At 72.4% G+C, this 26,054-nt stretch carries 21 protein-coding genes; 9 read left to right on the plus strand and 12 right to left on the minus strand.

The annotated features are described in order from the left end of the window. The first annotated feature begins 14 nt into the window (after positions 1-14). Complete coding sequence (locus KV205_RS17755; RefSeq protein ID WP_265865349.1) at positions 15-2,537, plus strand: ATP-dependent Clp protease ATP-binding subunit; 2,523 nt, start codon at positions 15-17, stop codon at positions 2,535-2,537. Between the two features lie 93 nt (positions 2,538-2,630). Here the strand turns inward: KV205_RS17755 and KV205_RS17760 are convergent, their stop codons facing one another. Both KV205_RS17760 and KV205_RS17765 read right to left on the minus strand, forming a co-directional pair. Further along, on the minus strand, positions 2,631-5,393 hold the full coding sequence (locus KV205_RS17760) for a serine protease (RefSeq protein WP_265865350.1): 2,763 nt from the start codon (positions 5,391-5,393) through the stop codon (positions 2,631-2,633). After that, a complete protein-coding gene (locus tag KV205_RS17765; protein WP_265865351.1) occupies positions 5,390-5,725 on the minus strand; it encodes a trypco2 family protein in 336 nt (111 codons plus the stop codon). The genes KV205_RS17760 and KV205_RS17765 overlap by 4 nt, the downstream gene beginning before the upstream one ends. Positions 5,726-6,190: 465 nt before the next feature. Between KV205_RS17765 and KV205_RS17770 the strand changes: the two genes are divergently transcribed. After that, positions 6,191-6,937: a M23 family metallopeptidase gene (locus tag KV205_RS17770; RefSeq protein WP_265865352.1), complete on the plus strand. Its 747-nt coding sequence runs from the start codon at positions 6,191-6,193 to the stop codon at positions 6,935-6,937. Between the two features lie 14 nt (positions 6,938-6,951). On the opposite strand, the gene KV205_RS17775 is transcribed toward KV205_RS17770, so the two are convergent. After that, positions 6,952-7,524, minus strand: a complete 573-nt coding sequence (locus tag KV205_RS17775) for a TetR/AcrR family transcriptional regulator (protein ID WP_265865353.1) — start codon at positions 7,522-7,524, stop codon at positions 6,952-6,954. Positions 7,525-7,639: 115 nt separating this feature from the next. On the opposite strand from KV205_RS17775, the gene KV205_RS17780 reads away from it, so the two are divergent. Further along, positions 7,640-9,229: an MDR family MFS transporter gene (locus tag KV205_RS17780; protein ID WP_265865354.1), complete on the plus strand. Its 1,590-nt coding sequence runs from the start codon at positions 7,640-7,642 to the stop codon at positions 9,227-9,229. A 117-nt stretch (positions 9,230-9,346) separates the two neighbouring features. On the opposite strand, the gene cseC is transcribed toward KV205_RS17780, so the two are convergent. From cseC to KV205_RS17810, 6 genes are all read right to left on the minus strand, one after another. Further along, the gene (gene cseC, locus KV205_RS17785; protein ID WP_265865355.1) at positions 9,347-10,705 is read right to left on the minus strand and encodes a two-component system sensor histidine kinase CseC; all 1,359 of its coding nucleotides are present in this window, start codon (positions 10,703-10,705) and stop codon (positions 9,347-9,349) included. Continuing rightward, on the minus strand, positions 10,702-11,400 hold the full coding sequence (gene cseB / locus KV205_RS17790) for a two-component system response regulator CseB (RefSeq protein ID WP_265865356.1): 699 nt from the start codon (positions 11,398-11,400) through the stop codon (positions 10,702-10,704). Before cseB ends, cseC begins: the two co-directional genes overlap by 4 nt. Before the next feature lie 87 nt (positions 11,401-11,487). After that, complete coding sequence (locus tag KV205_RS17795) at positions 11,488-12,174, minus strand: hypothetical protein (protein ID WP_265865357.1); 687 nt, start codon at positions 12,172-12,174, stop codon at positions 11,488-11,490. Continuing rightward, the gene (locus tag KV205_RS17800; protein ID WP_265865358.1) at positions 12,162-12,794 is read right to left on the minus strand and encodes a SigE family RNA polymerase sigma factor; all 633 of its coding nucleotides are present in this window, start codon (positions 12,792-12,794) and stop codon (positions 12,162-12,164) included. The genes KV205_RS17795 and KV205_RS17800 overlap by 13 nt, the downstream gene beginning before the upstream one ends. 234 nt (positions 12,795-13,028) lie before the next feature. Continuing rightward, positions 13,029-14,036, minus strand: a complete 1,008-nt coding sequence (locus tag KV205_RS17805; RefSeq protein WP_265865359.1) for an A/G-specific adenine glycosylase — start codon at positions 14,034-14,036, stop codon at positions 13,029-13,031. 33 nt (positions 14,037-14,069) lie between these two features. Further along, complete coding sequence (locus KV205_RS17810) at positions 14,070-14,732, minus strand: phosphatase PAP2 family protein (protein ID WP_265865360.1); 663 nt, start codon at positions 14,730-14,732, stop codon at positions 14,070-14,072. Positions 14,733-14,942: 210 nt separating this feature from the next. Here KV205_RS17810 and KV205_RS17815 point away from each other — a divergent pair, with 210 nt between their 5' ends. Beyond that, the gene (locus KV205_RS17815; protein ID WP_265865361.1) at positions 14,943-15,779 is read left to right on the plus strand and encodes a hypothetical protein; all 837 of its coding nucleotides are present in this window, start codon (positions 14,943-14,945) and stop codon (positions 15,777-15,779) included. Between the two features lie 96 nt (positions 15,780-15,875). Here KV205_RS17815 and disA read toward each other — a convergent pair whose 3' ends face one another. Then, entirely contained in the window at positions 15,876-16,934 is a 1,059-nt protein-coding gene (gene disA, locus KV205_RS17820; protein WP_265865399.1) for a DNA integrity scanning diadenylate cyclase DisA, read from the minus strand. A 205-nt stretch (positions 16,935-17,139) separates the two neighbouring features. After that, complete coding sequence (gene radA, locus KV205_RS17825; protein WP_265865362.1) at positions 17,140-18,543, minus strand: DNA repair protein RadA; 1,404 nt, start codon at positions 18,541-18,543, stop codon at positions 17,140-17,142. Between the two features lie 281 nt (positions 18,544-18,824). On the opposite strand from radA, the gene KV205_RS17830 reads away from it, so the two are divergent. After that, positions 18,825-20,534, plus strand: a complete 1,710-nt coding sequence (locus KV205_RS17830; protein ID WP_265865364.1) for a hypothetical protein — start codon at positions 18,825-18,827, stop codon at positions 20,532-20,534. A gap of 2 nt (positions 20,535-20,536) precedes the next feature. On the opposite strand, the gene KV205_RS17835 is transcribed toward KV205_RS17830, so the two are convergent. Beyond that, positions 20,537-21,442: a hypothetical protein gene (locus KV205_RS17835; RefSeq protein WP_374214683.1), complete on the minus strand. Its 906-nt coding sequence runs from the start codon at positions 21,440-21,442 to the stop codon at positions 20,537-20,539. Between the two features lie 41 nt (positions 21,443-21,483). Here KV205_RS17835 and KV205_RS17840 point away from each other — a divergent pair, with 41 nt between their 5' ends. The 4 genes from KV205_RS17840 to ilvD all read left to right on the plus strand — a co-directional run bounded on the left by KV205_RS17840 (position 21,484) and on the right by ilvD (position 26,047). After that, positions 21,484-22,410: a Ppx/GppA phosphatase family protein gene (locus tag KV205_RS17840; protein WP_265865365.1), complete on the plus strand. Its 927-nt coding sequence runs from the start codon at positions 21,484-21,486 to the stop codon at positions 22,408-22,410. Positions 22,411-22,559: 149 nt separating this feature from the next. After that, positions 22,560-23,384, plus strand: coding sequence for a sugar phosphate isomerase/epimerase (locus tag KV205_RS17845; protein WP_265865366.1), 825 nt, complete (start codon positions 22,560-22,562; stop codon positions 23,382-23,384). Beyond that, positions 23,381-24,007, plus strand: coding sequence for a TetR family transcriptional regulator (locus tag KV205_RS17850; protein ID WP_265865367.1), 627 nt, complete (start codon positions 23,381-23,383; stop codon positions 24,005-24,007). Before KV205_RS17845 ends, KV205_RS17850 begins: the two co-directional genes overlap by 4 nt. A 186-nt stretch (positions 24,008-24,193) precedes the next feature. Further along, a complete protein-coding gene (ilvD, locus tag KV205_RS17855; protein WP_265865368.1) occupies positions 24,194-26,047 on the plus strand; it encodes a dihydroxy-acid dehydratase in 1,854 nt (617 codons plus the stop codon). Positions 26,048-26,054 lie beyond the last annotated feature (7 nt).

Here is a 26,054-nt window from a genome sequence, read left to right on the forward strand (position 1 = left end):
AGGAGCGATTAACGATGTTCGAGAGGTTCACCGACCGCGCGCGGCGGGTTGTCGTCCTGGCTCAGGAAGAAGCCCGGATGCTCAACCACAACTACATCGGCACCGAGCACATCCTCCTGGGCCTTATCCACGAGGGTGAGGGTGTCGCCGCTAAGGCCCTGGAGAGCCTCGGGATTTCGCTCGAGGCGGTCCGCCAGCAGGTGGAGGAGATCATCGGCCAGGGCCAGCAGGCCCCGTCCGGGCACATCCCCTTCACCCCTCGTGCCAAGAAGGTCCTGGAGCTGTCGCTCCGGGAGGCCCTCCAGCTCGGCCACAACTACATCGGCACCGAGCACATCCTGCTCGGCCTGATCCGCGAGGGCGAGGGCGTCGCCGCCCAGGTCCTCGTGAAGCTGGGCGCCGATCTCAACCGGGTGCGGCAGCAGGTCATCCAGCTGCTCTCCGGCTACCAGGGCAAGGAAGCCGCCACCGCCGGCGGTCCTGCCGAGGGCACCCCCTCGACGTCCCTGGTCCTCGACCAGTTCGGTCGCAACCTCACCCAGGCGGCCCGCGAGTCCAAGCTCGACCCGGTCATCGGGCGCGAGAAGGAGATCGAGCGGGTCATGCAGGTGCTGTCCCGCCGTACGAAGAACAACCCGGTCCTCATCGGCGAGCCCGGCGTCGGCAAGACGGCGGTCGTCGAGGGCCTGGCGCAGGCCATCGTCAAGGGCGAGGTGCCCGAGACCCTCAAGGACAAGCACCTCTACACCCTGGACCTCGGCGCGCTGGTCGCCGGCTCCCGCTACCGCGGTGACTTCGAGGAGCGCCTGAAGAAGGTCCTCAAGGAGATCCGCACCCGCGGCGACATCATCCTGTTCATCGACGAGCTCCACACCCTGGTGGGTGCGGGCGCCGCCGAGGGCGCGATCGACGCCGCCAGCATCCTCAAGCCGATGCTGGCCCGCGGTGAGCTCCAGACCATCGGTGCCACCACCCTCGACGAGTACCGGAAGTACCTGGAGAAGGACGCGGCCCTCGAGCGCCGCTTCCAGCCGATCCAGGTCGCCGAGCCGTCGCTGCCGCACACGATCGAGATCCTCAAGGGTCTGCGCGACCGTTACGAGGCCCACCACCGGGTCTCCATCACGGACGAGGCCCTGGTCCAGGCCGCCACCCTGGCCGACCGCTACATCTCGGACCGCTTCCTGCCGGACAAGGCGATCGACCTGATCGACGAGGCCGGCTCCCGGATGCGCATCCGCCGGATGACCGCGCCGCCGGACCTCCGCGAGTTCGACGAGAAGATCGCCTCCGTCCGCCGGGACAAGGAGTCCGCGATCGACTCGCAGGACTTCGAGAAGGCCGCCTCCCTGCGCGACAAGGAGAAGCAGCTCCTCGCCGCGAAGACCAAGCGGGAGAAGGAGTGGAAGGCCGGCGACATGGACGTCGTCGCCGAGGTCGACGGCGAGCTGATCGCCGAGGTCCTCGCGACCGCCACCGGCATCCCGGTCTTCAAGCTGACCGAGGAGGAGTCGAGCCGCCTGCTGCGCATGGAGGACGAGCTCCACAAGCGCGTCATCGGCCAGAAGGACGCCGTCATCGGCCTCTCGCGCGCCATCCGGCGTACGCGAGCGGGTCTGAAGGACCCGAAGCGTCCCGGTGGCTCGTTCATCTTCGCCGGCCCGTCCGGTGTCGGTAAGACCGAGCTGTCCAAGGCGCTCGCCGAATTCCTCTTCGGCGACGAGGACGCGATGATCTCCCTCGACATGTCGGAGTTCAGCGAGAAGCACACCGTCTCGCGTCTCTTCGGCTCCCCGCCCGGATACGTGGGCTACGAAGAGGGCGGCCAGCTCACCGAGAAGGTGCGCCGCAAGCCGTTCTCCGTGGTTCTCTTCGACGAGGTCGAGAAGGCCCACCCCGATATCTTCAATTCCCTTCTCCAGATCCTGGAGGACGGTCGGCTGACCGACTCCCAGGGCCGGGTCGTGGACTTCAAGAACACGGTCATCATCATGACGACCAACCTCGGGACCAGGGACATCTCGAAGGGCTTCAACCTCGGCTTCGCGGCCCAGGGCGACACGAAGTCCAACTACGAGCGGATGAAGGCGAAGGTCAGCGACGAGCTGAAGCAGCACTTCCGCCCGGAGTTCCTCAACCGTGTGGACGACATCATCGTCTTCCCGCAGCTGACCCAGGACGACATCCTCCAGATCGTCGACCTCATGATCAGCCGCGTCGACGAGCGCCTGAAGGACCGGGACATGGGCATCGAGCTCTCCCAGTCCGCAAAGGAGCTCCTCGCGAAGAAGGGCTACGACCCGGTCATGGGCGCCCGGCCGCTGCGCCGGACGATCCAGCGCGAGGTCGAGGACAGCCTCTCGGAGAAGATCCTCTTCGGCGAGCTGCGCCCCGGTCACATCGTGGTCGTGGACACCGAGGGCGAGGGTGAGGAGCAGAAGTTCACCTTCCGCGGCGAGGAGAAGTCGGCCCTGCCGGACGTGCCGCCGATCGAGGCGGCGGGCGGGGCGGGTCCGAACCTGTCCAAGGAAGCGTGACGTGACGCTGCGCTGGGCCTGAGCCTGTAGCGCGTAAGGGGCGGCCCCGGGACCGGAAACGGTTCCGGGGCCGCCCCTTTGTGTTGCGCGGTGCTATTCGACGGTGAGGCGGTCGCCGAGGGCGGCGGCGCCGAGGATGTTCTTGCGGGGGACGCCCGTCACCATGATGTGGGCGGTGTGCCCGATGAAGGGTCGCAGGTCTGGCCGAGACTCGCGGGAGGCGGTTAGGCGAAAGTGCTTCAGGCCGCTCAGGTCGGCGAGGGCCGTTAGGTCCGTCGCCATGGGACAGTCGAGCAGCTCCAGGATCCTGAGCCGGGTGCAGTCCACGGATCGCAGCACGTCTAGGTCGGTGAGCACAGCGTTGGCGGACACGCGGATGCTGAGTGGGCGCCAGCCCGTCAGCGCTTGCCGCAGCACTTCAGAGGGGTGATTGCCGCGCAGATGCAAGATGGATACCTGGGCGGCATGGCGAACGTGGCGCGCTTGTTCCGCCCGGGTCACAGTGATGACGCTCGAGTCCGGCACCTGGCTGAGCACGTCACGGGCGAAGGCCTCCGCTGGGAACCGCTCCCAGTGGACCGAGATCCGCCACTGTCCTGCCCGCGCGTACGCGCGGGCATGGGGTAGCCCGGCGGCTGTGCCGATGAGGCCGATCAGGTCGACGATCTGATCGGCGGAGTCCTTCGCAACCTCCTCAGGCCCCGGTAGGAGGGGGAGGACGTACGCACCCAGCCGCGACAGCTGCACCAGCTGCTCCGGACTCCTCGGCGGGATCATCGACGTCACCGCCTTCCGCACCCGCCGCCGCAGGCCCTCCTCCAGCCACGCCCCATGCTGCGCGGCCAGCGCCGCCATCACGTACAGCGTGGTCTTCAGGTCCCGCTTGCGCGTCCCGGAGCCCGCCTTCAGGAGGCCTTCCACCAGGAGGGGAAGGTCCGACCGCCGGCAGTGGCCGGCCGCAAGCAGTAGGACGTCGTGCCACTGCTGGTCGTGGGCCTTGAGCAGAGCCTCGGGGAGGGCGTCGTCCTCGACGAGCTCCTTCGCCGCCAGGAAGTCCTGGAACGTGCGGTGGGTGAACTGGAAGACGTCGTCCGTGCGCTCCTGGAGGAGGCCGCTGCGGTTGATCAGGTGGGTGAGGATCTCCTCCGGGGTGCCCTGGGCCCGGATCCGCGGCATGCCGGGGAGGTCGTGCTCCAGGCGCTGGAGGGCCTGCTCGCGGGTGAACTCGGTCTGGCCCGTGCGGACCAGACGGACGGCGAGGCGCTGGAGGAGCTGGCGGTGCTCCTCGACCGACATGCGGATGCCGTCGGGGGAGCCGACCCGGCGGCGCTCGTCGCGGGTGCCGAGCAGCATCGTGAGGGCGGAGTCGTACAGCTCCCAGCGGGTCTCGGGCAGGAGGCCGTCCCGTAGCCGGTGCAGGGCGCAGATCACCGCGCACAGCAGCGGGGTGCGGGCGAGCTCGGCGAGGTTGGGGTTGTGGCGGAACTGCTGGGCGAGGTCGCGTTCGAGCTCGTCGAGGGCGGCCCGGTCGTACGCGTCGGCGTCGAGGCGGGCCGCGTCGTGCCAGGCGGTGACGAAGGCCTGGATGTCCTCGCCGCGCAGCGGGAGCAGGGTCAGCTCGTCGAAGCGCTCGGCGCCCAGCCAGTCGGGGGCGACGGCGTGCGGGCGTACGGTCGCCACGCACCGGGTGTCGGGGAAGCGGGCGAGGAGGCCGCTGAGCCAGGTGTGGGCGTCGTCGCGGTCGTCCTGGGTGACCTCGTCCAGGCCGTCGACGAGCAGCAGCCCGCGCCCGGCGGCGAGCACCCGCCCCGCCCAGCCGTCCGGGGCCGCGTCGACCATGAGTCCGGCGACGCCGGGCAGCTCGCCGGGGGCCGGGAAGCCGGCGCCCTTGGCCCGGAGGGAGCGCAGGGGTACGACGAAGGGGACGAGCCCGTTGAGCGCGGCGAGCCCCGGCCCGAGCGTCCCGGCGGCGGCGTGCGCGGCCAGCCACCACACCAGGGTGGTCTTCCCGGCACCGGCGTCGCCGCGCAGCAGGACGCGGGGCCGGTCGGCGAGCAGGTCGTCGATCCTGCGCGGTACGGGGACGGTCTCCCGGGTCCTGGCGGTGGCCTCCAGGGAGAGGTAGGCGGTGTCGAGGTCCCACTCGGAGGCGCGCTTGCCGAGCTCGTCCAGGCCGAAGATCCGGGTGCGGCGGTAGGCGGCGCCGACCGCCGCGGCGTACTCCGCCTCGTAGGCCCGGTCCGCGGGATGTTCGTCGGCCGGGGACAGCAGGGTGTCGGGGAGCCACTGCCGTACGGATTCCTGGGCCGTGACGGTGGACAGCGGGACGCACTCCAGGCGGCGGTGGCCGCGGCCCCGGGGGACGGAGCGGACGATGCCGATGAGGCCGTCGGCGGCGAAGACGGGGGCGCCGGAGAGGCCCGCCAGGGGCGAGGGGCCGTCCGGTTCCTCGGCGGTCACGGGCGGATGGTCCAGCTCGACGGTGAGGAGGCCCCGGATGCGCCCGGCCAGCGGCAGCACGGTGCCGGTGAACTGGTCGAGGTCCAGCTTCCGGCCCTCGTACCGCTGGATCCGGGGGTAGCCGAGGATCTCGCAGCCCTGGATCGGGCGGTCGGTGGTGAGCCCGCTGAGCCGGGGTGCGGGGCCGAGGGGCTCGGCGGCGCGCAGGAGGGCGGCGTCGAGGCCGTGGTCGACCCAGACCACCCGTAACTCCTTCAGGGGCCGGTCCGGTGCGGCGGCCCGGGCGCTGAAGGCGTCGCCGACGACATGGGCGCTGGTCAGGACCAGGTCGGGGGCCACGAGGACCCCGCTGCCCTGCTGCCTGCCGAGGATCGCGAGCGCGGAGCGGACGCTCACAGGCCGCCGCCGAAGCCGGAGACGTCCGCCTCCTCCTCGCTGCCCACCAGCCACGCCCCGCCCGTCGCCGCGTTCCGCGGCTTCAGGGTGAAGGAGACCCGGTGGGTCTCGCCGCGGGAGCGGCTCGCCTCGGCGCCGGCCTCGACGACCCAGGCCTTGACCTTGCCGCCGCCCTTCGCCTCCTTGCGGAGCTCGACGGTGAACTCCATCTCGATGTCGCCGACCTCGAAGGAGACGGGGTGGCCGGTGGCGCGGCGGGCGGCGGTCAGGAGTTCGTCGCGTACGGAGGCGATGGCGTCGGCCAGTTCGATCTTGGGCGTGGTGTCGGTCATGCCTCGGAAGCTAGCCCGCCGAAAGCGGTGGTGGAGGGGGTTCCGGACGGTTCGGTCGCGTGACCCAGGTCGCAATGGCGGGGTGGGCGTGGTGACAAGGCGCACAGGCGTTTCGGGCGGTACTAGGCGGAATAGTGGTGGCGTTCCGCCGTGATCCGGGCCTTTCGGGGCGAACCGCCGGGACGTAGGTCCCGGATAAGGCGGAAGCGGGCGCGGGTGGGCGTTTCGGGCGGTTCGGGGCGGGCGCGACATGGGGTTAAACGGGTCTACGCGGGTCGCATTTGTCCGATTTCGCGCCGCGGTCCGCGAGGGGGTGCCGGGTTGATTCCCGGCGAGATCGCTACGACGCAATGTCGTAGATGGGGTGTTTTACCCGGGCCGGGAGTCCGGGTTACCAAGGATGAGCAAGCCCGGCGCCGACCGCTCTGGTGCCGGGTCCCGTTCTGTCCGGAGGTTCTCCCCCGTATGTCGAAGCGCGTCATGAAGCCCAGCATCCGTACCACCGCCGTCGCCCTCGCCGCCGCGGGTCTGGGAGCGTCGCTGGTGGCCGGAGCCGGCTCCGCGTTCGCCGCCGAGGGCAAGGCCGCCGTCGCGTCCACCACGAACGTCGCCGCATCCGCCGCCGTCGCCCAGCAGGCCGCCACCCAGGCCAAGGTCGCCGCGCAGGTCAAGGCCGCGCAGGCGAAGGCCGCGCAGGCGAAGGCCGCGCAGCTGAAGGCGGCGCAGGTCAAGGCCGCCGTCGCCAAGGCGAAGGCCGCGAAGACCGTCAAGCCTGCCGCCGCCAAGAAGGCCGCGTCCTGGGTCAAGCCGGTCAGCTCCTACACCCTGTCCGCCACCTTCAACCAGGGCGGCGCCATGTGGGCCCACAAGCACTCCGGCCAGGACTTCGCCGTCCCGACCGGCACCTCGGTCAAGGCCGCCGGCGCCGGCACCGTCGTGAAGGCCGGCCCGAACGGCGGCGGCGACGGCCCCGCGTACGGCAACGCGATCGTCGTGAAGCACGCCAACGGCACGTACTCGCAGTACGCCCACCTGTCGAAGATCAAGGTCCACATCGGCCAGAAGGTCGCCGCTGGCCAGCAGATCGCCCTCTCGGGCAACACCGGCAACTCCTCCGGCCCGCACCTTCACTTCGAGATCCGCACCACGCCGAACTACGGCTCCGCCATCAACCCGGCCGCCTTCCTGCGGACCCACGGCGTCTCCATCTGACGCTGACGGCGGTCTCAGGACCGCTGTGAGGCCTGCTCGGCCTGCTCGATCAGATCGAGGGCGACCTCGAGGACGGCTTCCTGCTTCTCCTCGGGGTCGCCCTCGACGTTCTGCATGAAGAACGTCCCGGCGTGCAGCGCGAAGATCGCGCTCACGGCGCGGACCTTGTCCTTGATCGGGGCCGCGGGGTCCTGGATGAACTCGTTGAGCGCGACGAAGCGCTCCTTGAAGGTGAGCCCGATGCTGAGGTCGCGCACGGTCGCCTGGTTCTCGTGCATGAAGCGGAACAGCGGCGCCGCGTCGGTCAGGGCGCTGTGGTAGCGGCGCAGGATCTCCTTCTTGGTCTCCAGGGTGCGCGGCTGCTCGGCCGCCCAGGCGACGAGCTCGTCGATCGGCCGCGCCAGGTCCTGGAAGATCCCGATGATGATGTCTTCCTTGGTCTTGAAGTGGTAGTAAAGCGCCGCCTTCGTGACGTCCAGGCGCTCGGCGATCTCGCGCAGCGAGGTCTTCTCGTAACCCTGCTCGGCGAAGAGTTCGAGAGCCACGTCCTGGATGCGCTGGCGGGTGTTGCCTCGGGCCTGGGCCATGTCTCTCGTTTCCTTCGCTGACACACAAACTTACTTGACGACCGGCAAGTTACGGGTCTACTTTCCCCAGTGTAGTAACTAGCCGGGCGGCAAGTAAGGGAAGCAAGGGGACGACATGGCAACGACACTGACACCCGAGGCAGCCGAGGGGGAGGCCGCACCCGCGCGCAGCGTTCGCGTCGTCCTCCTCGCCCTCATGATCGCGATGCTGCTCGCGATGCTGGACAACATGATCATCGGCACCGCGATGCCGACCATCGTCGGCGAGCTCGGCGGCCTGGAGCACCTCTCCTGGGTCGTCACCGCCTACACCCTGGCCACCGCCGCGTCGACCCCGATCTGGGGCAAGCTCGGCGACATGTTCGGCCGCAAGAGCGTCTTCCTGACCTCGATCGTGATCTTCCTGATCGGCTCCGCGCTCAGCGGCATGGCCCAGGACATGGGCCAGCTCATCGGCTTCCGCGCCGTCCAGGGCCTGGGCGCCGGCGGACTGATGGTCGGCGTCATGGCGATCATCGGCGACCTGATCCCGCCCCGGGACCGCGGCAAGTACCAGGGCATGATGGCCGGCATCATGGCGCTCGCCATGATCGGCGGACCGCTGGTCGGCGGCACCATCACCGACCACTGGGGCTGGCGCTGGTCCTTCTACATCAACCTGCCGCTCGGCGCCGTCGCCCTCGCGATGCTCGCCACCGTGCTCCACCTGCCGAAGAAGGAGCGCGCGGCCGGCACCCGGATCGACTTCCTCGGCGCTGCGCTGCTGACCATCGGCATCACCGCGATCGTCCTGGTCACCACCTGGGGCGGCACCGAGTACGCCTGGGGCTCGGCCACCATCATCGGCCTCGCCGTCGGCGGCGTCCTGGCCCTCGCGGCCTTCCTCCTCGTCGAGACCCGGGCGAGCGACCCGATCATGCCGCTGCACATCTTCCGCAGCCGCAACTTCACCCTGATGTCCGTGATCGGCTTCCTCACCGGCTTCGTCATGTTCGGCGCGGTGCTCTTCCTGCCGCTGTTCCAGCAGTCCGTGCAGGGCGCCTCGGCGACCAACTCCGGTCTGCTGCTCCTGCCGATGCTGCTGTCGATGATGGTCGTCTCGATGATCGCCGGCCGGGTCACCACCAGCAGCGGCAAGTACAAGATCTTCCCGATCATCGGCGGCGCGTTCATGGTCGTCGGCCTGTACCTGCTGTCCACCATGGACACCGACACCACGCGGTTCGTCTCGGGCGTCTACATGGCCGTGCTCGGCGCCGGCATGGGCTTCCTGATGCAGATCACCATGCTCGTCGCGCAGAACAGCGTCGAGATGAAGGACATGGGCGTGGCCTCGTCCTCGACCACCCTCTTCCGGACCCTCGGCTCCTCCTTCGGCGTCGCGATCATGGGTGCGCTCTTCAACCACCAGGTCCAGAACGAGATGGCCGCCCGCGGCGGCGGCGCCGCGACCGCGCGCTCGGCGCAGCTCGACGCCGCGAGCCTGGCCAAGCTGCCGGAGGCGGTCCGCGAGGCCTACCAGCACGCGGTCTCCTCCGGCACTCACTCGGCCTTCCTGGTCGGCTCGATCGTGGCCGTCCTCGGCTTCGTCCTCGCCTTCTTCGTGAAGGAGGTGGCACTGCGCGGCACCGGCCTCCCGAAGGCGGACGAGGCCACGGCGGATGCCGCCGAGCCGGCGGACAAGACCGCGAAGGCCACCGCCTAACGGCCCGCACCCGCGCGAGCCGCGGCCGGCAGCCGAACGGCCCCCGGTGTCCCTGTGGACACCGGGGGCCGTTGCCGTACGAGCAGGGAGCAGGGAGCAGGGAGCAGGGAGTGGGGGTCAGTCGGCTAACCGCAGGATCGGAAAGCTCCCCGTGGTCGTCGGCGCGTGCTCCGGGAGCCACAGCACCGCGATGGCGCCGCCCGCGCCGTCCGGAGTCCCCTCCGGGGCCGCGTTGCGGAAGGTGAGGCGGGCGCCGAGGACCCGGGCCTGGCCGGTGGCGATGGTCAGGCCCAAGCCGTGGCCCTGGCCCGCGCGGTCGCTGCTTCCCGTACGGAAACGGCTCGGGCCCTCCTTGAGGAGCGCCTCGGGGAAGCCGGGCCCGTGGTCCCTGACCCGTACCACCCGGCCCTCGACGGTGACCTCCACCGGTCCGCCCGCACTGCCCTTGCCGCCCTTGCCGTGCTTGGCGGCGTTGGCGAGGAGGTTGCCGAGGATGCGCTCCAGGCGGCGCGGATCGGTGTTGACCCAGGACTCGTGGACCACATGGACCACCGCGTCCGGGTCGAGCGCCCGCACCCGCCGCTCGACGAACTCGCCGAGCGCGATCTCCTGCAGCTCGGCCCGCTCCGACGCGCTGTCCAGCCGGGCCACCTCCAGGACGTCCTCGACCAGGGTCCGCATGGCCTGCGCCCGGTCCCGTACGAGCTCGGTCGGACGGCCCGGCGGCAGCAGCTCGGCGGCCGTGAGCAGCCCGGTCACCGGGGTGCGCAGCTCGTGCGCGATGTCGGCGGTGACCCGCCGCTCGGCCTCGATCCGCTCGCCCAGGGCATCGGTGAGGGCGTCGACGGCCCGGGCCAGCTCGTCGGTCTCGTCGCGCACGACGCCGCCGATGGCGTCCCGTACCCGCACCTCGGTGTTGCCCTGGGCGACCCGGCCGGCCGCCGCGGCGGCCTTGCGCAGCCGCCGCGAGAGCTGCCCGCCGATGAGCACGCCGAGCGCGCAGCCGCCGAAGACCACGGACACCGAGCCGATGATCAGTGCCCGGTCGAGGTCGTTCATGATCGTGGCGCTGCGGTCGGCGAACGGCACGTGGAGCGAGAGCACGTCGCCGTTGGCGAGCGGCACGGCCGCCCACACGTCCGGCGGGCCGCTGCGATGTTCCTGTACGTAGGTGCCGCGCCGTCCGTCGCGCATCAGCTGGTCGAGCTGGGGCGGCAGCGCCGGGTCGTTGATCTTGGTGCCGAAGCGCGGCTCCTTCGGCTTGGAGGTCTCGTAGACCCGCTGGGCGAAGACGAGCCGCCACATCTGCACATCGCGGGCGTTGTCGAGCATCGAGACCCGGGCCGCGTTGTGGACGACCAGACTGAGGGTGACCGCGACGAGCGCGCCGACCGCCGCGATGGCGACCGCGATCTTCCAGCGGACCCCGGTCCGGAGGGCTCTCCTCCGTCTGATCCGCCTCCCGAACGGCTTCATCCCTTGAGCTTGTAGCCGAAGCCGCGGACCGTCTCGATCCGGTCCTGGCCGATCTTGGTGCGCAGCCGCTGCACATGGACGTCGACGACCCGGGTGTCGCCGCCCCAGCCGTAGTCCCAGACCCGCTCCAGGAGCTTGTCGCGGGACAGTACGGTGCCGGGCGCCGAGGAGAACTCGAGCAGCAGCCGCATCTCGGTGGGCGTGAGGGCGACCGGCGCGCCGGCCCGGCGCACCTCCATGCCCTCGGTGTCGACCTCCAGGTCGCCGAAGACCAGGACCCCGCACTCGGCGCCGGCCGTCTCCGCGTCGCCGCCGTTCCCGCCCGCGTGGCCGAAGCGGCGCAGCACGGCGCGGATCCGGGCCATGAGCACCGAGCCGTCGAAGGGCTTGGTGACGTAGTCGTCGGCGCCGGCCTCCAGGCCGAGGACGACATCGATGGAGTCGGCCCGCGCCGACAGCATGATCACCGGAACGGTCGACTCGTCGCGGATGCGCCGGCACAGGCTCACGCCGTCCATGCCGGGCAGCATCACGTCCAGGAGCGCGATGTCGGGCCGGTGCGCGCGGAAGGCCTCCAGGCCGGACAGACCGTCGGGCATGGCCGTCACCGTGAAGCCGTCCCGCTCCAGGGCGAGCTGGGTGGCCTCACGGATGACGTCGTCGTCCTCGACGAACAGGACATGGGTCTCGGCCATGGGTGGTGGTGCCTTCCGCTGACGCGCTTGCCGGTCGTGGGGGAGTGGGGGGAGTAGGGGGCGGGGCTGTGTCTTTCGGGTCAGTGCCTAGCTCGACGGGACCGGCGCCGGCTCGGTGGCGTCGATGCCGCCGTCCCCGACCGCCTTGCTGTAGTCGTTGTGCACCCAGTCGTGCTGGGTGAACTTGTTCCCCGCCCAGCGGTACGTGATCACGTCCTCGCCCGACGGGAAGGCGACCGGGTCGCCCTTCGCGTACACCTGCTTGGTGACGATCAGGTCCCCGCGGTCGATCGTCCCGTACACCGCCGCGTCCTCGGCCATGAACACGTTGCGGTACGCGTTGTTCTCCTCGCGGTACACGTACGTGCCGATGCCGACGGCGTCGCCGCAGGTCATCACGTTGACGACGACGTCGGGGGAGGAGGAGTTGGTGAGGTTCCCGTACGAGGTGTCCACCGGGTAGGCGTCGGCCGTGCACGGCTTGAGGTCGGCCTTCAGGCGCTCGCCGATCTTCGGATCGTTCTTGATCAGCGCGATCGGGTCCACCCGCTTGGCCTTCAGGCCCGCGTCCTGGCCGGGCGGGGCGGACGGGCTCGGGGTGGCCGGGGCCGTCGAGGCGACCTCGTCGGACCGGGCGGCGCCCTCGTCGCGCGAACCGGTGCCCCCGGTGGAGCAGCCGGCCACGAGCAGCCCGAAGGCGGCGAGCCCGGCCGCCGCCGTGCCACCCGCCGCCCACCGTCCGCCGACCGGTTCACCTGGTCTCAGGCCGCGCACCGCTCCTGCTTCCGCTCGTCGCCTCGTACGGTCGTGATCTTGTTCGTGTTCGTGTTCGTGTTCGTGGTCGCGCTCCGCTCCAGGACGCCGGCGCCCAGGGCCCGGGCGTCGCCCTCGGCGGCCCGGCTCTCCAGCTCCTGGCGCAGTCGGGCCAGGGCGCGGTGGAGCGTGCTCTTCACCGTACCGGTCGACATGCCGAGCGCGGCGGCGGTCTCCTCGGTGCTCATCTGCTCCCAGTGGCGCAGCACGACCACGCTGCGCTGCTTGGGCGCGAGCACCTTCAGGATGTCCATGAGCAGGGCCCGGTCGGCGTGCTGCTCGGTGGCGTCCTCGACGCGCGCGTCGGGCAGCTGCTCGGTGGGCACCTCTTCGAGCTTGCGGGCCCGCCACCACTCGGTCCGGGTGTTGATCATGACCCGGCGGAGGTACGCGTCGGCCAGCGACTTGTCGGCGATGCCGTCCCAGCGTCCGTACGTACGGACCAGAGCGGTCTGCAGCAGGTCCTGGGCGTCCACCGGGTCGGGCACGAGCCGGCGGGCGCTGCGCAGCAGCGCGTCCTGCCGGGTACGTACGTACTCCTCGAAGTCGAGCACCTCGCCGAGCGTCTCGCCGTGCGCCATCCCGAACCGCCTCCGATCCCCGTGACCAGCCCTGGTCATTGACCTGGTCTCTGCTGCCCTGATCCCTTACGCCGACGACGCTACGGAGCAGTTGTCACGGGGCTGTGCGGGGCAGCCGTCGGCGGACGCACGGCTGTCCATCGGTTGTGTAACAGCGGATGCAAAGGTTCCGGATCCTTCGGATCGAAGGCGCGGTCCGGACCGGGGATCCGGATGCACGGATCAGCTCGGCCGTCAGCCCAGCGGAAGCCGGTAGCGGCCGCCCTCCAGCGGCTCGACCAGACCGTCCGCGACCAGGCCGTCGAGCGCCCGGGCCCGCTGCACCGGCTCGTCCCACACCGCGTCGAGCGCGGCCTGCGGCACCGGGTCCACGGCCTCCCGCAGGACGGCGAGCAGCTTGCCCCGCACCTGCCGGTCCGTGCCCGCGTACGTCTGACCGCGGCGCGGCGGACCGTCATGAGCCGGCTTACCCGCGAGCCGCCAGGCGCACACCTCCGCCACCGGGCAGCGCCCGCACTCCTCGTTCTTCGCCGTGCACACCAGGGCGCCCAGCTCCATGGAGGCCGCCGCCCACCGCGCGGCCGTCGCCTCGTCCGCGGGCAGCAGCGCCCGGGCGAGCCGGCGCTCGGCGGCCGTGGTCGCGTTCGGCGGGTACTGCACGCCGCTCGCCGCCCGCGCGAACACCCGCCGCACGTTCGTGTCGAGCACCGCGTGCCGCTGCCCGTACGCGAAGGAGGCCACCGCCGCGGCCGTGTACTCGCCGATCCCCGGCAGCGCGAGCAGCTGCGCGTGATCGCTCGGTACGTCCCCGCCGTGCCGCTCCTTTATGGCCACCGCCGCCGCGTGCAGCCGCAGCGCCCGGCGCGGATAGCCGAGCCGGCCCCAGGCGCGGACCGCCTCGCCCGGCGCCTCGGCGGCCAGGTCGGCCGGGCGCGGCCAGCGCGCCAACCACTGCTCGTACACCGGAAGCACCCGCACCACCGGCGTCTGCTGGAGCATGAACTCGCTGACCATCACGCCCCACGCCCCGGCCTCGGGGCGGCGCCACGGCAGATCGCGGGCGTGCCGGTCGAACCAGGCGAGGACGGGCCCGTGCAGCGCGGCGGGCGATCCCTCGTACCCGGCGGCGGACGGGGCGTCGTGGGGAGCGTCGTGGGGAGCGTCGTGCGGAGCGGAGGGCGCGGCGGCGGGTGCGGCGGCGCGGGGGGCGGCGCTGGATGCGGAGGCGTCGATGGAAGTCATGGCACCTCCGATCCTGGCATGTCCGCCGGGGGATCAGCGCGCGCCGTGGCGCGCACCCACGGGGCGCGCGGAGGCGTGCGAGCGCACCCCGCGCCCCACGCACCACACCACCGCGCCGCTCCGGCTCGCCCTGGCCGTCTCCACCAGGGCGAGGACCGGGCGCCGGCCCGCCTTCACGGCCACGAACGCGACCGCGCCGCCGGCCAGCAGGCCGACCGTGACGTCGTGCGGGTAGTGCACGCCGACGAACACCCGGGAGAACGCCATGAGGAGCGCCATCGGCGCGGTCAGCCACACCATCCCGCGCCAGGACAGCGCGAGCGCGACGGCCGCGGCCCCGGCGATCGCCGAGTGGTTGCTCGGGAAGGACCAGTCGCCGTGCGGCGGGCACGCGACGAGCGAGACCGGCGCCCCGGCCACCGCCCGGCACGGACGCTCCTCGTCCACCAGGGACTTGAGGCCCTCGCTCACCACATAGCCGAAGGCGGTCGCGAGCGGGGCGAGCAGCGCCGGCGCCATGGCGTCGGCGGAGCCCCGGCGCGAGCGCCACCAGCCGGCCACGAACAGCACCCCGAAGAGCAGCAGCCCGAGTTCGGTCCACACCTCCGCGATCTTCTGGAACCAGTGCGGGGTGGTGTGGGCGAACTCGCTGATGTCGAGATACAGGCCGTCGGAGAGCTGGGGGAGGTTGTCCATGGTCAACGACGGTATCCGGCCCGGGGAGTCCCCCGCCCCGGCCCTTCGGCGACGCCCCTCCCCGACGAAAGTAGGGGTGCGGATGTGAGCCCGGATGCGAGGCCGGATGCGAGCTCGGACGCGAGCTCGGATGTGATCATCGGCAAAACTTGGTGCCTGGAGCGGCATGGGGGGCGGGAGTTGGCCCTGATCTCTCGTAAGGTTCGTGGCGTGGGATCACTGCGCAATCCGGTCGGGCCGCTTCCCTCCTCCATCTACTGGCGTCGGAGGGCCGTGGCGCTGTGCCTGGTTGCCCTGCTCGCGCTGATCGCCGTATGGGCCCTCACCTCCGGTGGCGGCGGCGGGGGCAAGAAGCCGAACGACGCCGCCAACGGCTCCTCGCCCGCCCCCTCCCCCATCACCCCCGGGCCCTCCGGCACCGGCCCGGCGATCAGCCAACAGCCCGGTGGCCGCGACGAGTCGGGTGACTCCGGCGACTCGGACGGCGCGGGCGGCGACAGCTCCGGCGCCGCTGACGGCGGTACGGACGCGGGCACGGGCGGCGCGGACGCGGGGGCCTCGGCCGGCAAGAACGGCGACACGGACGGCGCGGGCGGCGACGGCGGCGCGGGCACCGGCGCCGGACAGCAGGTTCCGGCCGATTCTCCGCTGCCGAACTGCCCGGCCGGCGCGCTGCAGTTGACCTTCCGCAGCGCCGAACTGGCCTACGGACCGGGCGAGAAGCCGCGCTTCCTGCTGACCGTCAAGAACACCTCGGCCGCCGACTGCAAGGCCGATCTCGGCCCGAAGAGCGCGGTGTTGACGGTCCGCGATACCAAGGGCGTGCTGTGGTCCTCCAAGGACTGCCCGGCCGCCGCGCCCCCGCTGTTCCTCAAGGTCCCCGCCAAGGGCACCATCACCCACACCGTGGAGTGGGACCGCCACCGCAGCGCCCCGCAGTGCGCGAGCGCCCCGGCGGGCGAGGCGGCCCCGGGCAACTACCTGGTGGAGGCGGCGGTGCCGGGCCTGAAGGTGTCGCCGGTGGCGTTCCGCCTGGACAAGGACTAGGGCCTGCCCTGGCGCCGTACCCGTACAGAGGGGGGAGGCCCCGGGACGAGCCGTCCCGGGGCCTCTTCGCGTACGGATGCGGTGGCGCTGTGAGCGTCAGACGTACCGCTCCAGGATCGAGGACTCCGCGAGCCGCGACAGGCCCTCGCGGACGCTGCGCGCCCGGGCCTCGCCGACGCCGTCCACGGTCTGCAGATCGTCCACGCTCGCCGCGAGCAGCTTCTGCAGGCCGCCGAAGTGCTCCACGAGCCGTTCGATGATCGCGCCGGGCAGCCGCGGCACCTTGGCGAGCAGCCGGTAGCCGCGCGGCGAGACCGCCGAGTCCAGGGTCTCCATGGAGCCGCTGTAGCCGAGGGCGCGGGCCACTATCGGAAGTTCGAGCAGCTCGGCGTGGGTCAGCGCGTCCAGCTCGGTCAGCGCCTCCGGGACCGTGCGGGACCGCTTGGCGGTGGGCTCCGGCACGTAGTCGCGGATGACCAGCTCGCGCTCCGGCTCCACGCCCGCGATCAGCTCGTCCAGCTGGAGCGAGAGCAGCCGGCCGTCGGTGCCGAGCTCCACCACGTACTCGGCGATCTCGGTGGCGATCCGGCGCACCATCTCCAGGCGCTGCGCGACCGCGGTCACGTCCCGGACGGTCACCAGGTCCTCGATCTCCAGGGCGGAGAGCGTGCCGGCCACTTCGTCCAGGCGCAGCTTGTAGCGCTCCAGGGTCGCGAGCGCCTGGTTCGCGCGGGACAGGATCGCGCCCGACTCCTCAAGGACCCGGCGCTCGCCGTTCACGTACAGGGCGATCAGGCGCATCGACTGGGAGACCGAGACGACGGGGAAGCCGCACTGCTTGGAGACCCGGTCGGCGGTGCGGTGCCGGGTACCGGTCTCCTCGGTGGGGATCGACGCGTCCGGCACCAGCTGCACGCCGGCCCGCAGGATCTTCGAGATGTCCTTGTCGAGGACGATCGCCCCGTCGAGCTTGCACAGCTCGCGCAGCCGGGTCGCCGCGAAGTCGACGTCGATGACGAAACCGCCGGTGCACATCGACTCGACGGTCTTGTCCATGCCCAGCACGATCAGACCGCCGGTGTTGCCGCGGAGAATGCGTTCGAGCCCGTCGCGGAGGGCGGTGCCGGGGGCGACGGCGCTGAGCGACGCACGCATCAGTGCCTCGTTGTCCTTGGCTGCCACTAGACTCCTCCGGCTCGTACGGATGGGCGAGACCAGGGCAAAGTCTAGCGACACCGCCCCGCGGCCCAGGGCCCCGCGCCGCGAGCCCTTCGCGCCCGCACACCGCGAACCCCCGCCGGACGGCCCTTACGGACCCTCCCGGACCGGCCTCCGAAGCCCCGTTCACCCCCACCGGCGGCTAGGCGCGCTCCTCCGCCTCGGCGCGCGGGCGCCGGCCGCGCGGCAGCACCCGCAGCGCGTCGCCCATGTCCGCGACCTCGGTGACCTTCATGCCCGGCGGCACCTTCCCCGGGTCGGCCGGCACGAGCGCGTGGGTGAACCCGAGCCGGTGCGCCTCCGCGAGCCGCCGCTGCACACCGGTCACCCGGCGCACCTCGCCGGCGAGGCCGACCTCGCCGATCGCGACCAGGTTCTTCGGCAGCGGGGTGTCGCTCGCGGCCGACGCCAGCGCCAGCGCGATGGCCAGGTCGGCGGCCGGCTCGGACAGCTTCACGCCGCCCACCGTCGCGCTGTAGATGTCCCGCTTGCCGAGCGCGCTGATCCGGCCGCGCTGCTCCAGGACGGCCAGCATCATCGACACCCGGGAGGTCTCCAGACCCGAGGTGGTCCGGCGCGGCGAGGGGATCTGCGAGTCCACCGTCAGCGCCTGCACCTCGGCCACCAGCGGCCGGCGGCCCTCCAGGGTCACGGTGAGGCAGGTGCCGGGCACGGCCACGTCGCGCCGGGTCAGGAACAGCCCGGACGGGTCGGCGAGCCCGGTGATGCCCTCGTCGTGCAGCTCGAAGCAGCCGACCTCGTCCGTCGCCCCGTACCGGTTCTTCACGCCCCGGACCAGGCGCAGGCGCGCGTGCCGGTCGCCCTCGAAGTGCAGCACCACGTCGACCAGGTGCTCCAGGAGCCGCGGACCGGCGATCGCGCCGTCCTTCGTCACATGGCCGACGAGGAGGGTCGACATGCCCCGCTCCTTGGAGGCCCGGATCAGCGCGCCCGCCACCTCGCGGACCTGCGCCATACCGCCCGGCGCGCCGTCGATCTCCGGCGAGGCCACGGTCTGCACCGAGTCCAGGATCAGCAGCGAGGGCTTCACCTCGTCCAGGTGCGCGAGGACGGCGGACAGGTCCGTCTCGGCCGCCAGATAGAGGTGGTCGCTGAGCGCGTGGATCCGGTCGGCGCGCAGCCGGACCTGGCTCGCGGACTCCTCGCCCGTCACGTAGAGGGTGCGGTGCTCGTCGCTCGCGGCCTTCGCCGCGACGTCGAGCAGCAGCGTCGACTTGCCGACGCCCGGCTCGCCCGCGATCAGCACCACCGCGCCGGGCACAAGCCCGCCGCCGAGCACCCGGTCCAGCTCGTCGACGCCGGTGCCCCGGGCGGTCGCCTGCCGCCCGTCGACCTGCGCGATGGGCAGCGCGGCGCTCGACACCCGCCCGGCGGCGGTGGTCCGCACGGCGGGCGCGCCGTACTCCTCGACGGTGCCCCAGGCCTGGCACTCGGGGCAGCGGCCGAGCCACTTCGCGGTCTGCCAGCCGCACTCGGTGCAGCGGTAGGACGGCCTGTCCTTGGCGGTTTTGGTACGAGCAGCCATGACCGACACCGTATCGGCCCCCACTGACACCCTCTTTTGAGGCCTCGGCTTGCCTCCGGGCGCTTTGAGCCGGGCTCACGACCCCGACCGTGCTCTCCCCCTCGTTCCTCGGGGGCTCCGCGCGCTCGGGGCCGTTCCCCCGGCGCGCCCTTTGGCTCGCTCGGCGGTTCTCGGTCGGGCCGCACCGGTTCGGCACCGGTCTGGGGCCGCCGTTAACCCGTACGGGTTAAAAGCGTGCAAGGGGTGAGAAGTGTCCCCGCCCTCCTGCCTACGGTCGCCCAGTGACGAGCAGCCGCCTGGAACGACCCGACCGAAGCACCGGAGGCCCCCGCACCCTCGGCCGGCGGCCTCCCGCGCGCTACGAGGAGTATCTGGACGGCCTGTTCACGTACTGCCTCTCCGTGCTCTGCGACCACGACACCGCCACCGCCGTCCTCGGTGACGTCCTCGCCGTCGCCGAGCGGCACCACGGCCGCTGCCCGTCCGACGCGAGCGGCCGGCGGGCCTGGCTGTACGCGCTCGCCCGCTGGGCCTGTCTGCGCAGCCTCGGCGAGCAGCGGCGCCGCCGGCAGGGCGCGCACACCGGCCGCCCGGCGGTCGCCGCGCCCGCCGCGCCCCGGGTCTCCCCGGAGGTCGCCGAGCGCCGCCGTACCGAGCTCGCCGCACTGGCCTGGCCGGAGGCCGCCGGGACGACGCCGGAGCAGCGCGAGGCCCTGGAGCTCGCGGTGCGCCACGGGCTCGGCTCCCGGGAGGTCGCGGCCGTCCTGTCGCTCGACCCGGTCGCCGCCCGCGAGCTGCTGTCCTCGGCCGGCTGCGAGGTCGAGCGCACCCGGGCCGCCCTCGCGGTCGTCGAGACCGGCGACTGCCCGACCGTGGCCCGGCTGACCGGCGACCACCAGGTGCTGCTCTCGGCGACCCTGCGGGCCGAGCTGGTGCGGCACGTCGACGACTGCCCGCGCTGCCGCCGGGCCGCCGAGCGGGCGGGTGCCGCCGGGCCCTGGCCGGGCGCGACCGCGCTGCCGGCCGGCCGGCTCCCGGTCGTCGAGGCGCCGCGCGCCGCCGCGTACGTGGCGATGCTGCACGTCCCGCGCGCCCGCGCGGGTGCGCCCCGGTTCGGTCCGACCGGCTTCCCGCTGGACCCGAAGGACCACGCGGCCCGCCGCGACCGGATGCGGGCCCGCGCGGTCACCACCACCGTGGTCGCCGCGGTCGTCGCCGCCCCGGTGCTCGCGCTGTGGACCTCGTACCGCGGCACCCCGGCCGGCGGCGAGGGCCAGGACGGGCCCGGGATCAGCGCCCGCGAGGCGGACGAGCGGGGCGACACGCAGGGCGGCACCGGCAAGCGCCCGTACGACCGCTACGAGAACGCGGGCAACGCCCGTACCACCCCCGGCCCCCGCTTCACCCGCGGCAGCCGTTCCCCGGACGTGTCCGTCGAGGTCATCAGCCCCGGCGCGCCCGGCAGCCCGGCCGTGCCCGGACAGCCCGCGCCCGCCCTGCTCACCGTCGAGGCCCGCGGCAGCGGCGGAACGACCCTGCTGACCGTCACCAACGGGGGCGGCTCGCCGGGCGCCTGGTCGCTGTGGTCGGACGCGCCCTGGCTGTACGTGAGCCAGGCCTCCGGCGTCCTGCGCCCGGGCGAGTCGATCACCGTGCGGATCTTCGTCGACCGCTCCCGCGAGCCGGCCGGCGCCTGGAGCGCGCGGGTGGGGGTGAACCCCTCGGGCGCGGTGGTGCGGATCAGCGGGTACGGGGCGGTCCCGCCGCCCACGACGACGCGGCCGACCACTCCGCCGGCGACCGGGACGGACGAGCCGACGACCCCGCCGCCCACCACGGACCCGACGACCGAACCGCCCACCGGCGAGCCCACGACCGACCCGACCACCGACCCGACGACCGAGCCGCCGACCACGGAGCCCACCCCGGAGCCGACGGACTCGTCGAGCACCGGCTCACCGAGCACCGACCCGACGCCGTCCTCCAGCTGAGATCAGGCGGGGTCGGCCGGGTGCGGGGCCACCAGCGGCAGCTGGGAGGCGAGCCGCGCCTCGCACAGGCCGACGAGGACCTCGTACGCCGCCTGCCCCATCATCTCGACGAGCTCGGGACGGTAGGAGACGTACACCGGCTCCTTGCCGACGTGCGCCGAGCTGGCCGTCGTGCAGTACCAGTGCAGGTCGTGGCCGCCCGGGCCCCAGCCGCGCCGGTCGTACTCGCCGATCGACACCTGGAGCACCTTGGTGTCGTCGGGCCGCTCGATCCAGTCGTAGGTCCGCCGCACGGGCAGCTGCCAGCACACGTCCGGCTTGGTCTCCAGCGGCTCGCGGCCCTCCTGCATCGCCAGGATGTGCAGCGAGCAGCCGGCGCCGCCCGCGAACCCGGGCCGGTTCTGGAAGATGCACGAGCCCTGCCAGCGGCGGGTCTGCCGCTCGCCGTCCTCGTCGACCTGCACCCAGCCGGTCTCCGTGCCCACGTCGTGGAACTGCCACAGCTCCGGCGTCAGCCGCGCCACGTGCTGGGCGACCCGCTTCTCGTCGTCCTCGTCGGAGAAGTGCGCGCCGAGCGTGCAGCAGCCGTCGTCCGCCCGGCCCTCCCGGATGCCCTGGCAGCCGTTGCCGAAGATGCAGGTCCAGCGGGAGGTGAGCCAGGTCAGGTCGCAGCGGTAGACCTGCTCCTCGTCCTCGGGGTCGGCGAACTCCACCCAGGCGCGGGGGAAGTCAAGACCCTTCTCGTCGGGCTCGGGCGCGGGGTCGGCGTCCTTGGCGCGCTTCTTCCCGACCTTCACGGCCTTCACGGCCTTGGCCGCGTGCGAGACCCTCGCGGCCTTCGCGGCACTCTCGTCAGCACTCGTGTCGGCGCTGCCTTTGCCCGGCTTCGCCTTTTTCGTCTTTGGCACAACACCAAGCGTATGCGGCGCGCGCAGTAGCGTTTCCGTCCATGAGACTCGGAGTCCTCGACGTCGGTTCGAACACAGTGCACCTGCTGGTGGTGGACGCCCACCCCGGCGCGCGCCCGCTGCCCGCCCACTCCCACAAGGCGGAGCTCCGCCTCGCCGAGCTGCTCGACGAGCGCGGCGCCATCGCCGACGCGGGCGTGGAGCGGCTCGTCGCCACCGTCCGCGACGCGCTGACCGCCGCCGAGGACAAGGGCTGCGAGGAGGTCCTGCCCTTCGCGACCTCCGCCGTCCGCGAGGCCAGCAACGCCGACGAGGTGCTGGCCCGGGTGTACGAGGAGACGGGCATCGCGCTCCAGGTCCTCACCGGCCCCGAGGAGGCCCGGCTCACCTTCCTGGCGGCCCGCCGCTGGTACGGCTGGTCGTCGGGGAAGCTGTTCCTCCTGGACATCGGCGGCGGCTCGCTGGAGGTCGCCTTCGGCATCGACGAGGAGCCCGACGCGGCGGTGTCGCTGCCGCTCGGCGCGGGCCGGCTCACCAAGGGCTGGCTGCCCGGCGACCCGCCGGACACCGGGGACGTGAAGGCGCTGCGCCGGCACGTGCGGGCGCAGATCGCCCGTACGGTCGGCGAGTTCAGCCGCTTCGGCCGGCCCGACCACGTGGTGGCCACCTCCAAGACCTTCAAGCAGCTCGCCCGCATCGCCGGCGCCCCCGGCTCCGGCGAGGGCCTCTACGTCCAGCGCACCCTCTCCAAGTCCTCCCTGGAGGAATGGGTCCCCCGCCTCGCCGCCATGACCACCCCCGAACGCGCCCTCCTCCCCGGCGTCTCCGAAGGCCGCGCCGCCCAACTCCTCGCCGGTGCCCTGGTCGCCGAGGGCGCGATGGACCTCTTCGGCGTCGACCGCCTGGAGATCTGCCCCTGGGCCCTCCGCGAGGGCGTGATCCTGCGGCGCCTGGACCACCTGCCGTAGGGGGCGCTGTACGGGTACGGGTACGGGTACGGGTACGGGTACGGGTACGGGTCCCGGCGCCGGGTCCTGCGGGTCCCGGCCCCCGGCGCCGTGCGGGGCGTGACCGGAACCACGCCCCGGGCCACAGCCCCGCCCCGTACCCTGTCTCCGTGGCAGAACCAGCGGTGCGCGTCCCGGATGCGAAGGTCGCCCTGTCGACGGCCTCGGTGTATCCGGAGTCGACGGCGACGGCCTTCGAGGTCGCCGCGCGCCTCGGGTACGACGGCGTCGAGATCATGGTGTGGACCGATCCGGTCAGCCAGGACATCGAGGCGCTGCGCCGGCTCTCGGACTACCACCAGGTGCCGATCCTCGCCGTGCACGCGCCCTGCCTCCTGATCACCCAGCGGGTCTGGTCCACCGACCCGTGGGTCAAGCTGCAGCGCGCGCAGGCCGCGGCCGAGAAGCTCGGCGCGTCGACCGTCGTCGTGCACCCGCCGTTCCGCTGGCAGCGCCAGTACGCCCGGGACTTCGTCACCGGCATCTGGCGGATGGCCGACGAGACGGACGTCCGTTTCGCCGTCGAGAACATGTACCCGTGGCGGTACAAGGACCGCGAGATGCTCGCGTACGCCCCCGAGTGGGACGTCACCAAGGACGACTACCGGCACTTCACGATCGACCTCTCGCACACCGCGACCGCCCGCACCGACACCCTCGCCATGATCGACCGGATGGGCGACCGCCTCGGCCATGTCCACCTCGCCGACGGGCGCGGCTCCGCCAAGGACGAGCACCTCGTGCCCGGCCGCGGCAACCAGCCGTGCGCGGAGCTGCTCGAACGCCTCGCCCACCGCGGCTACGACGGGCATGTCGTGATCGAGGTCAACACCCGGCGCGCGATGTCCTCCGCCGAACGCGAGGCCGACCTCGCCGAGGCCCTGGCCTTCACCCGGCTCCACCTGGCCGCCGCCTCCCGGGGCACGCGCGCGTGAGCGACGGTTCGACGGGCGGTGCTCCCCGGCGGCGCGGCCGCCCCTCCCGTACGGCGGCGGACGAGGGCGGACCGGGCGCGCGGGAGCGGATCCTGGAGGCGGCGCGCGAGCAGTTCGCCGAGCGCGGTTACGACAAGACCTCGGTGCGCGGCATCGCGAAGGCGGCCGGGGTCGACCCGGCGCTCGTGCACCACTACTTCGGCACGAAGGACGAGGTCTTCGCGGCGGCGATCGAGGTGTCGTTCGAGCCGACCGCCGTCGTCCCGGCCATCATCGGCGGCCCGCGCGACGCCATCGGCGAGCGCCTGGCCCGCTTCTTCATCGGCGTCTGGGAGAACCCGGCGACCCGCGCCCCGCTGCTCGCGATCATCCGCTCGGCGCTGACCCACGAGGCCGCGGCCAAGGTGCTGCGCGGCTTCGTGCTGCGCCGGCTCCTGGAGCGGATCGCCGCCGACCTCGACGTACCGGACCCGAAGTTCCGGGCGGAGCTGGCGGCCTCGCACATGATCGGGATCGCGATCCTGCGGTATGTGATCCAGGTGGAGCCGCTGGCCTCGGCGGAGCCGGAGACGATCGTGGCCCAGGTGGCGCCGACGCTGCAGCGCTATCTGACGCAGCCGTGACGCGCGGCGTGGCGGGGGCGGGGCTTGTGCCGGTGCGGGCCACGGGTTCCGACCGTACGGCCCACCCGGTGCGCGGCACGCTCGTACGCTGAACCGACCGTCCGCGATGCGGACACCCTTGTCCAGATCTTGGAGTCGAAGCGTACGCTCGACTCCAGACACACCCATCACGAGGAGCGAGCGACGATGCCCGAGCTGAGGTCCCGCACAGTCACCCACGGCCGCAACATGGCGGGCGCCCGCGCCCTTATGCGCGCCTCCGGTGTACCGGGCGCGGACATCGGACGGAAGCCGATCATCGCGGTGGCCAACTCCTTCACGGAGTTCGTCCCCGGCCACACCCACCTCCAGCCGGTGGGCCGGATCGTCTCCGAGGCCATCACGGCCGCCGGCGGCATCGCCCGCGAGTTCAACACGATCGCCGTCGACGACGGCATCGCCATGGGCCACGGCGGCATGCTCTATTCGCTCCCCTCCCGCGACCTGATCGCGGACAGCGTGGAGTACATGGTCGAGGCGCACTGCGCCGACGCCCTGATCTGCATCTCCAACTGCGACAAGATCACCCCCGGCATGCTGATGGCGGCCCTGCGCCTCAACATCCCGACGGTCTTCGTCTCCGGCGGCCCCATGGAGTCCGGCCGGGCGACGCTCGTCGACGGCACGGTCCGTACGCTCGACCTGGTCGACGCGATCTCCGAGGCCGTCAACGACAAGGTGTCGGACGAGGACATCCTCCGTATCGAGGAGAGCGCCTGTCCGACCTGCGGGTCCTGTTCCGGCATGTTCACCGCCAACTCGATGAACTGCCTGACCGAGGCGATCGGCCTCTCCCTCCCCGGCAACGGCTCCGCTCTCGCCACCCACACGGCGCGCCGGGCGCTGTACGAGAACGCCGCGCGGACGATCGTCGACATCACGCGCCGCTACTACGACGAGGACGACGCGACCGTCCTGCCGCGCGGCATCGCCACGAAGGCCGCCTTCGAGAACGCCATGGCCCTCGACATCGCCATGGGCGGCTCCACCAACACGATCCTGCACCTGCTGGCCGCCGCCCAGGAGGCGGAGCTCGACTACGGCCTGTCGGACATGGACGAGATCTCGCGCCGCGTGCCCTGCCTGGCCAAGGTCGCCCCGAACGTCGCCCCGCGCGGCACGTACTACATGGAGGACGTGCACCGGGCCGGCGGCATCCCCGCGATCCTCGGCGAGCTGCACCGCGCGGGTCTGCTCAACGAGGACGTGCACGCCGTCCACAGCCCGTCCCTCGCGGACTGGCTGAAGAACTGGGACGTGCGCGGCGGGTCTCCGTCCGAGGAGGCCGTCGAGCTGTGGCACGCGGCCCCCGGCTGCGTCCGCTCCGCCGAGGCGTTCTCGCAGTCCGAGCGCTGGGACACGCTCGACGTGGACGCGGCGGCCGGCTGCATCCGCTCCGCCGAGCACGCCTACTCCAAGGACGGCGGCCTCGCGGTGCTGCGCGGCAACATCGCCGTCGACGGCTGCGTGGTGAAGACCGCGGGCGTCGACGAGTCGATCTGGACCTTCGAGGGGCCGGCCGTCGTCTGCGAGTCGCAGGAGGAGGCCGTCGAGAAGATCCTCAACAAGCAGGTCAAGGACGGCGACGTGGTCGTCATCCGCTACGAGGGCCCCAAGGGCGGCCCCGGCATGCAGGAGATGCTCTACCCGACCTCCTTCCTCAAGGGCCGCGGCCTCGGCAAGACCTGCGCCCTCGTCACCGACGGCCGCTTCTCCGGCGGCACCTCGGGCCTCTCCATCGGCCACGCCTCCCCGGAGGCCGCCTCGGGCGGCACGATCGCCCTCGTCGAGGACGGTGACCGGATCCGCATCGACATCCCCAACCGCTCGATCGACCTCCTCGTCGACGCCCCCACCCTCGCCGCCCGCCGCGAGGCCCTCGGCGGCGTCTACGCCCCGAAGAACCGCACCCGCAAGGTCACGGCCGCCCTGCGCGCCTACGCGGCGATGGCGACGAGCGCGGACAAGGGCGCGGTCCGCGACGTGACGAAGCTGGGCTGAGGCCCCG

The organism is Streptomyces sp. SKN60 (assembly GCF_026236535.1).
In the GTDB taxonomy this organism is placed as follows: domain Bacteria; phylum Actinomycetota; class Actinomycetes; order Streptomycetales; family Streptomycetaceae; genus Streptomyces.

What these genes read in the sequence shown, in the direction of transcription:
- KV205_RS17840 (WP_265865365.1), top strand. Translation starts at nt 21,484, where the DNA reads ATGAGACTCGGAGTCCTCGACGTCGGTTCGAACACAGTGCACCTGCTG.
- KV205_RS17770 (WP_265865352.1), top strand. Translation starts at nt 6,191, where the DNA reads ATGTCGAAGCGCGTCATGAAGCCCAGCATCCGTACCACCGCCGTCGCC.
- KV205_RS17800 (WP_265865358.1), bottom strand. Translation starts at nt 12,794, where the DNA reads ATGGCGCACGGCGAGACGCTCGGCGAGGTGCTCGACTTCGAGGAGTAC.
- KV205_RS17775 (WP_265865353.1), bottom strand. Translation starts at nt 7,524, where the DNA reads ATGGCCCAGGCCCGAGGCAACACCCGCCAGCGCATCCAGGACGTGGCT.
- cseC (WP_265865355.1), bottom strand. Translation starts at nt 10,705, where the DNA reads ATGAAGCCGTTCGGGAGGCGGATCAGACGGAGGAGAGCCCTCCGGACC.
- KV205_RS17780 (WP_265865354.1), top strand. Translation starts at nt 7,640, where the DNA reads ATGGCAACGACACTGACACCCGAGGCAGCCGAGGGGGAGGCCGCACCC.
- ilvD (WP_265865368.1), top strand. Translation starts at nt 24,194, where the DNA reads ATGCCCGAGCTGAGGTCCCGCACAGTCACCCACGGCCGCAACATGGCG.
- cseB (WP_265865356.1), bottom strand. Translation starts at nt 11,400, where the DNA reads ATGGCCGAGACCCATGTCCTGTTCGTCGAGGACGACGACGTCATCCGT.
- KV205_RS17765 (WP_265865351.1), bottom strand. Translation starts at nt 5,725, where the DNA reads ATGACCGACACCACGCCCAAGATCGAACTGGCCGACGCCATCGCCTCC.
- KV205_RS17755 (WP_265865349.1), top strand. Translation starts at nt 15, where the DNA reads ATGTTCGAGAGGTTCACCGACCGCGCGCGGCGGGTTGTCGTCCTGGCT.
- disA (WP_265865399.1), bottom strand. Translation starts at nt 16,934, where the DNA reads ATGCGTGCGTCGCTCAGCGCCGTCGCCCCCGGCACCGCCCTCCGCGAC.
- radA (WP_265865362.1), bottom strand. Translation starts at nt 18,543, where the DNA reads ATGGCTGCTCGTACCAAAACCGCCAAGGACAGGCCGTCCTACCGCTGC.
- KV205_RS17805 (WP_265865359.1), bottom strand. Translation starts at nt 14,036, where the DNA reads ATGACTTCCATCGACGCCTCCGCATCCAGCGCCGCCCCCCGCGCCGCC.
- KV205_RS17810 (WP_265865360.1), bottom strand. Translation starts at nt 14,732, where the DNA reads ATGGACAACCTCCCCCAGCTCTCCGACGGCCTGTATCTCGACATCAGC.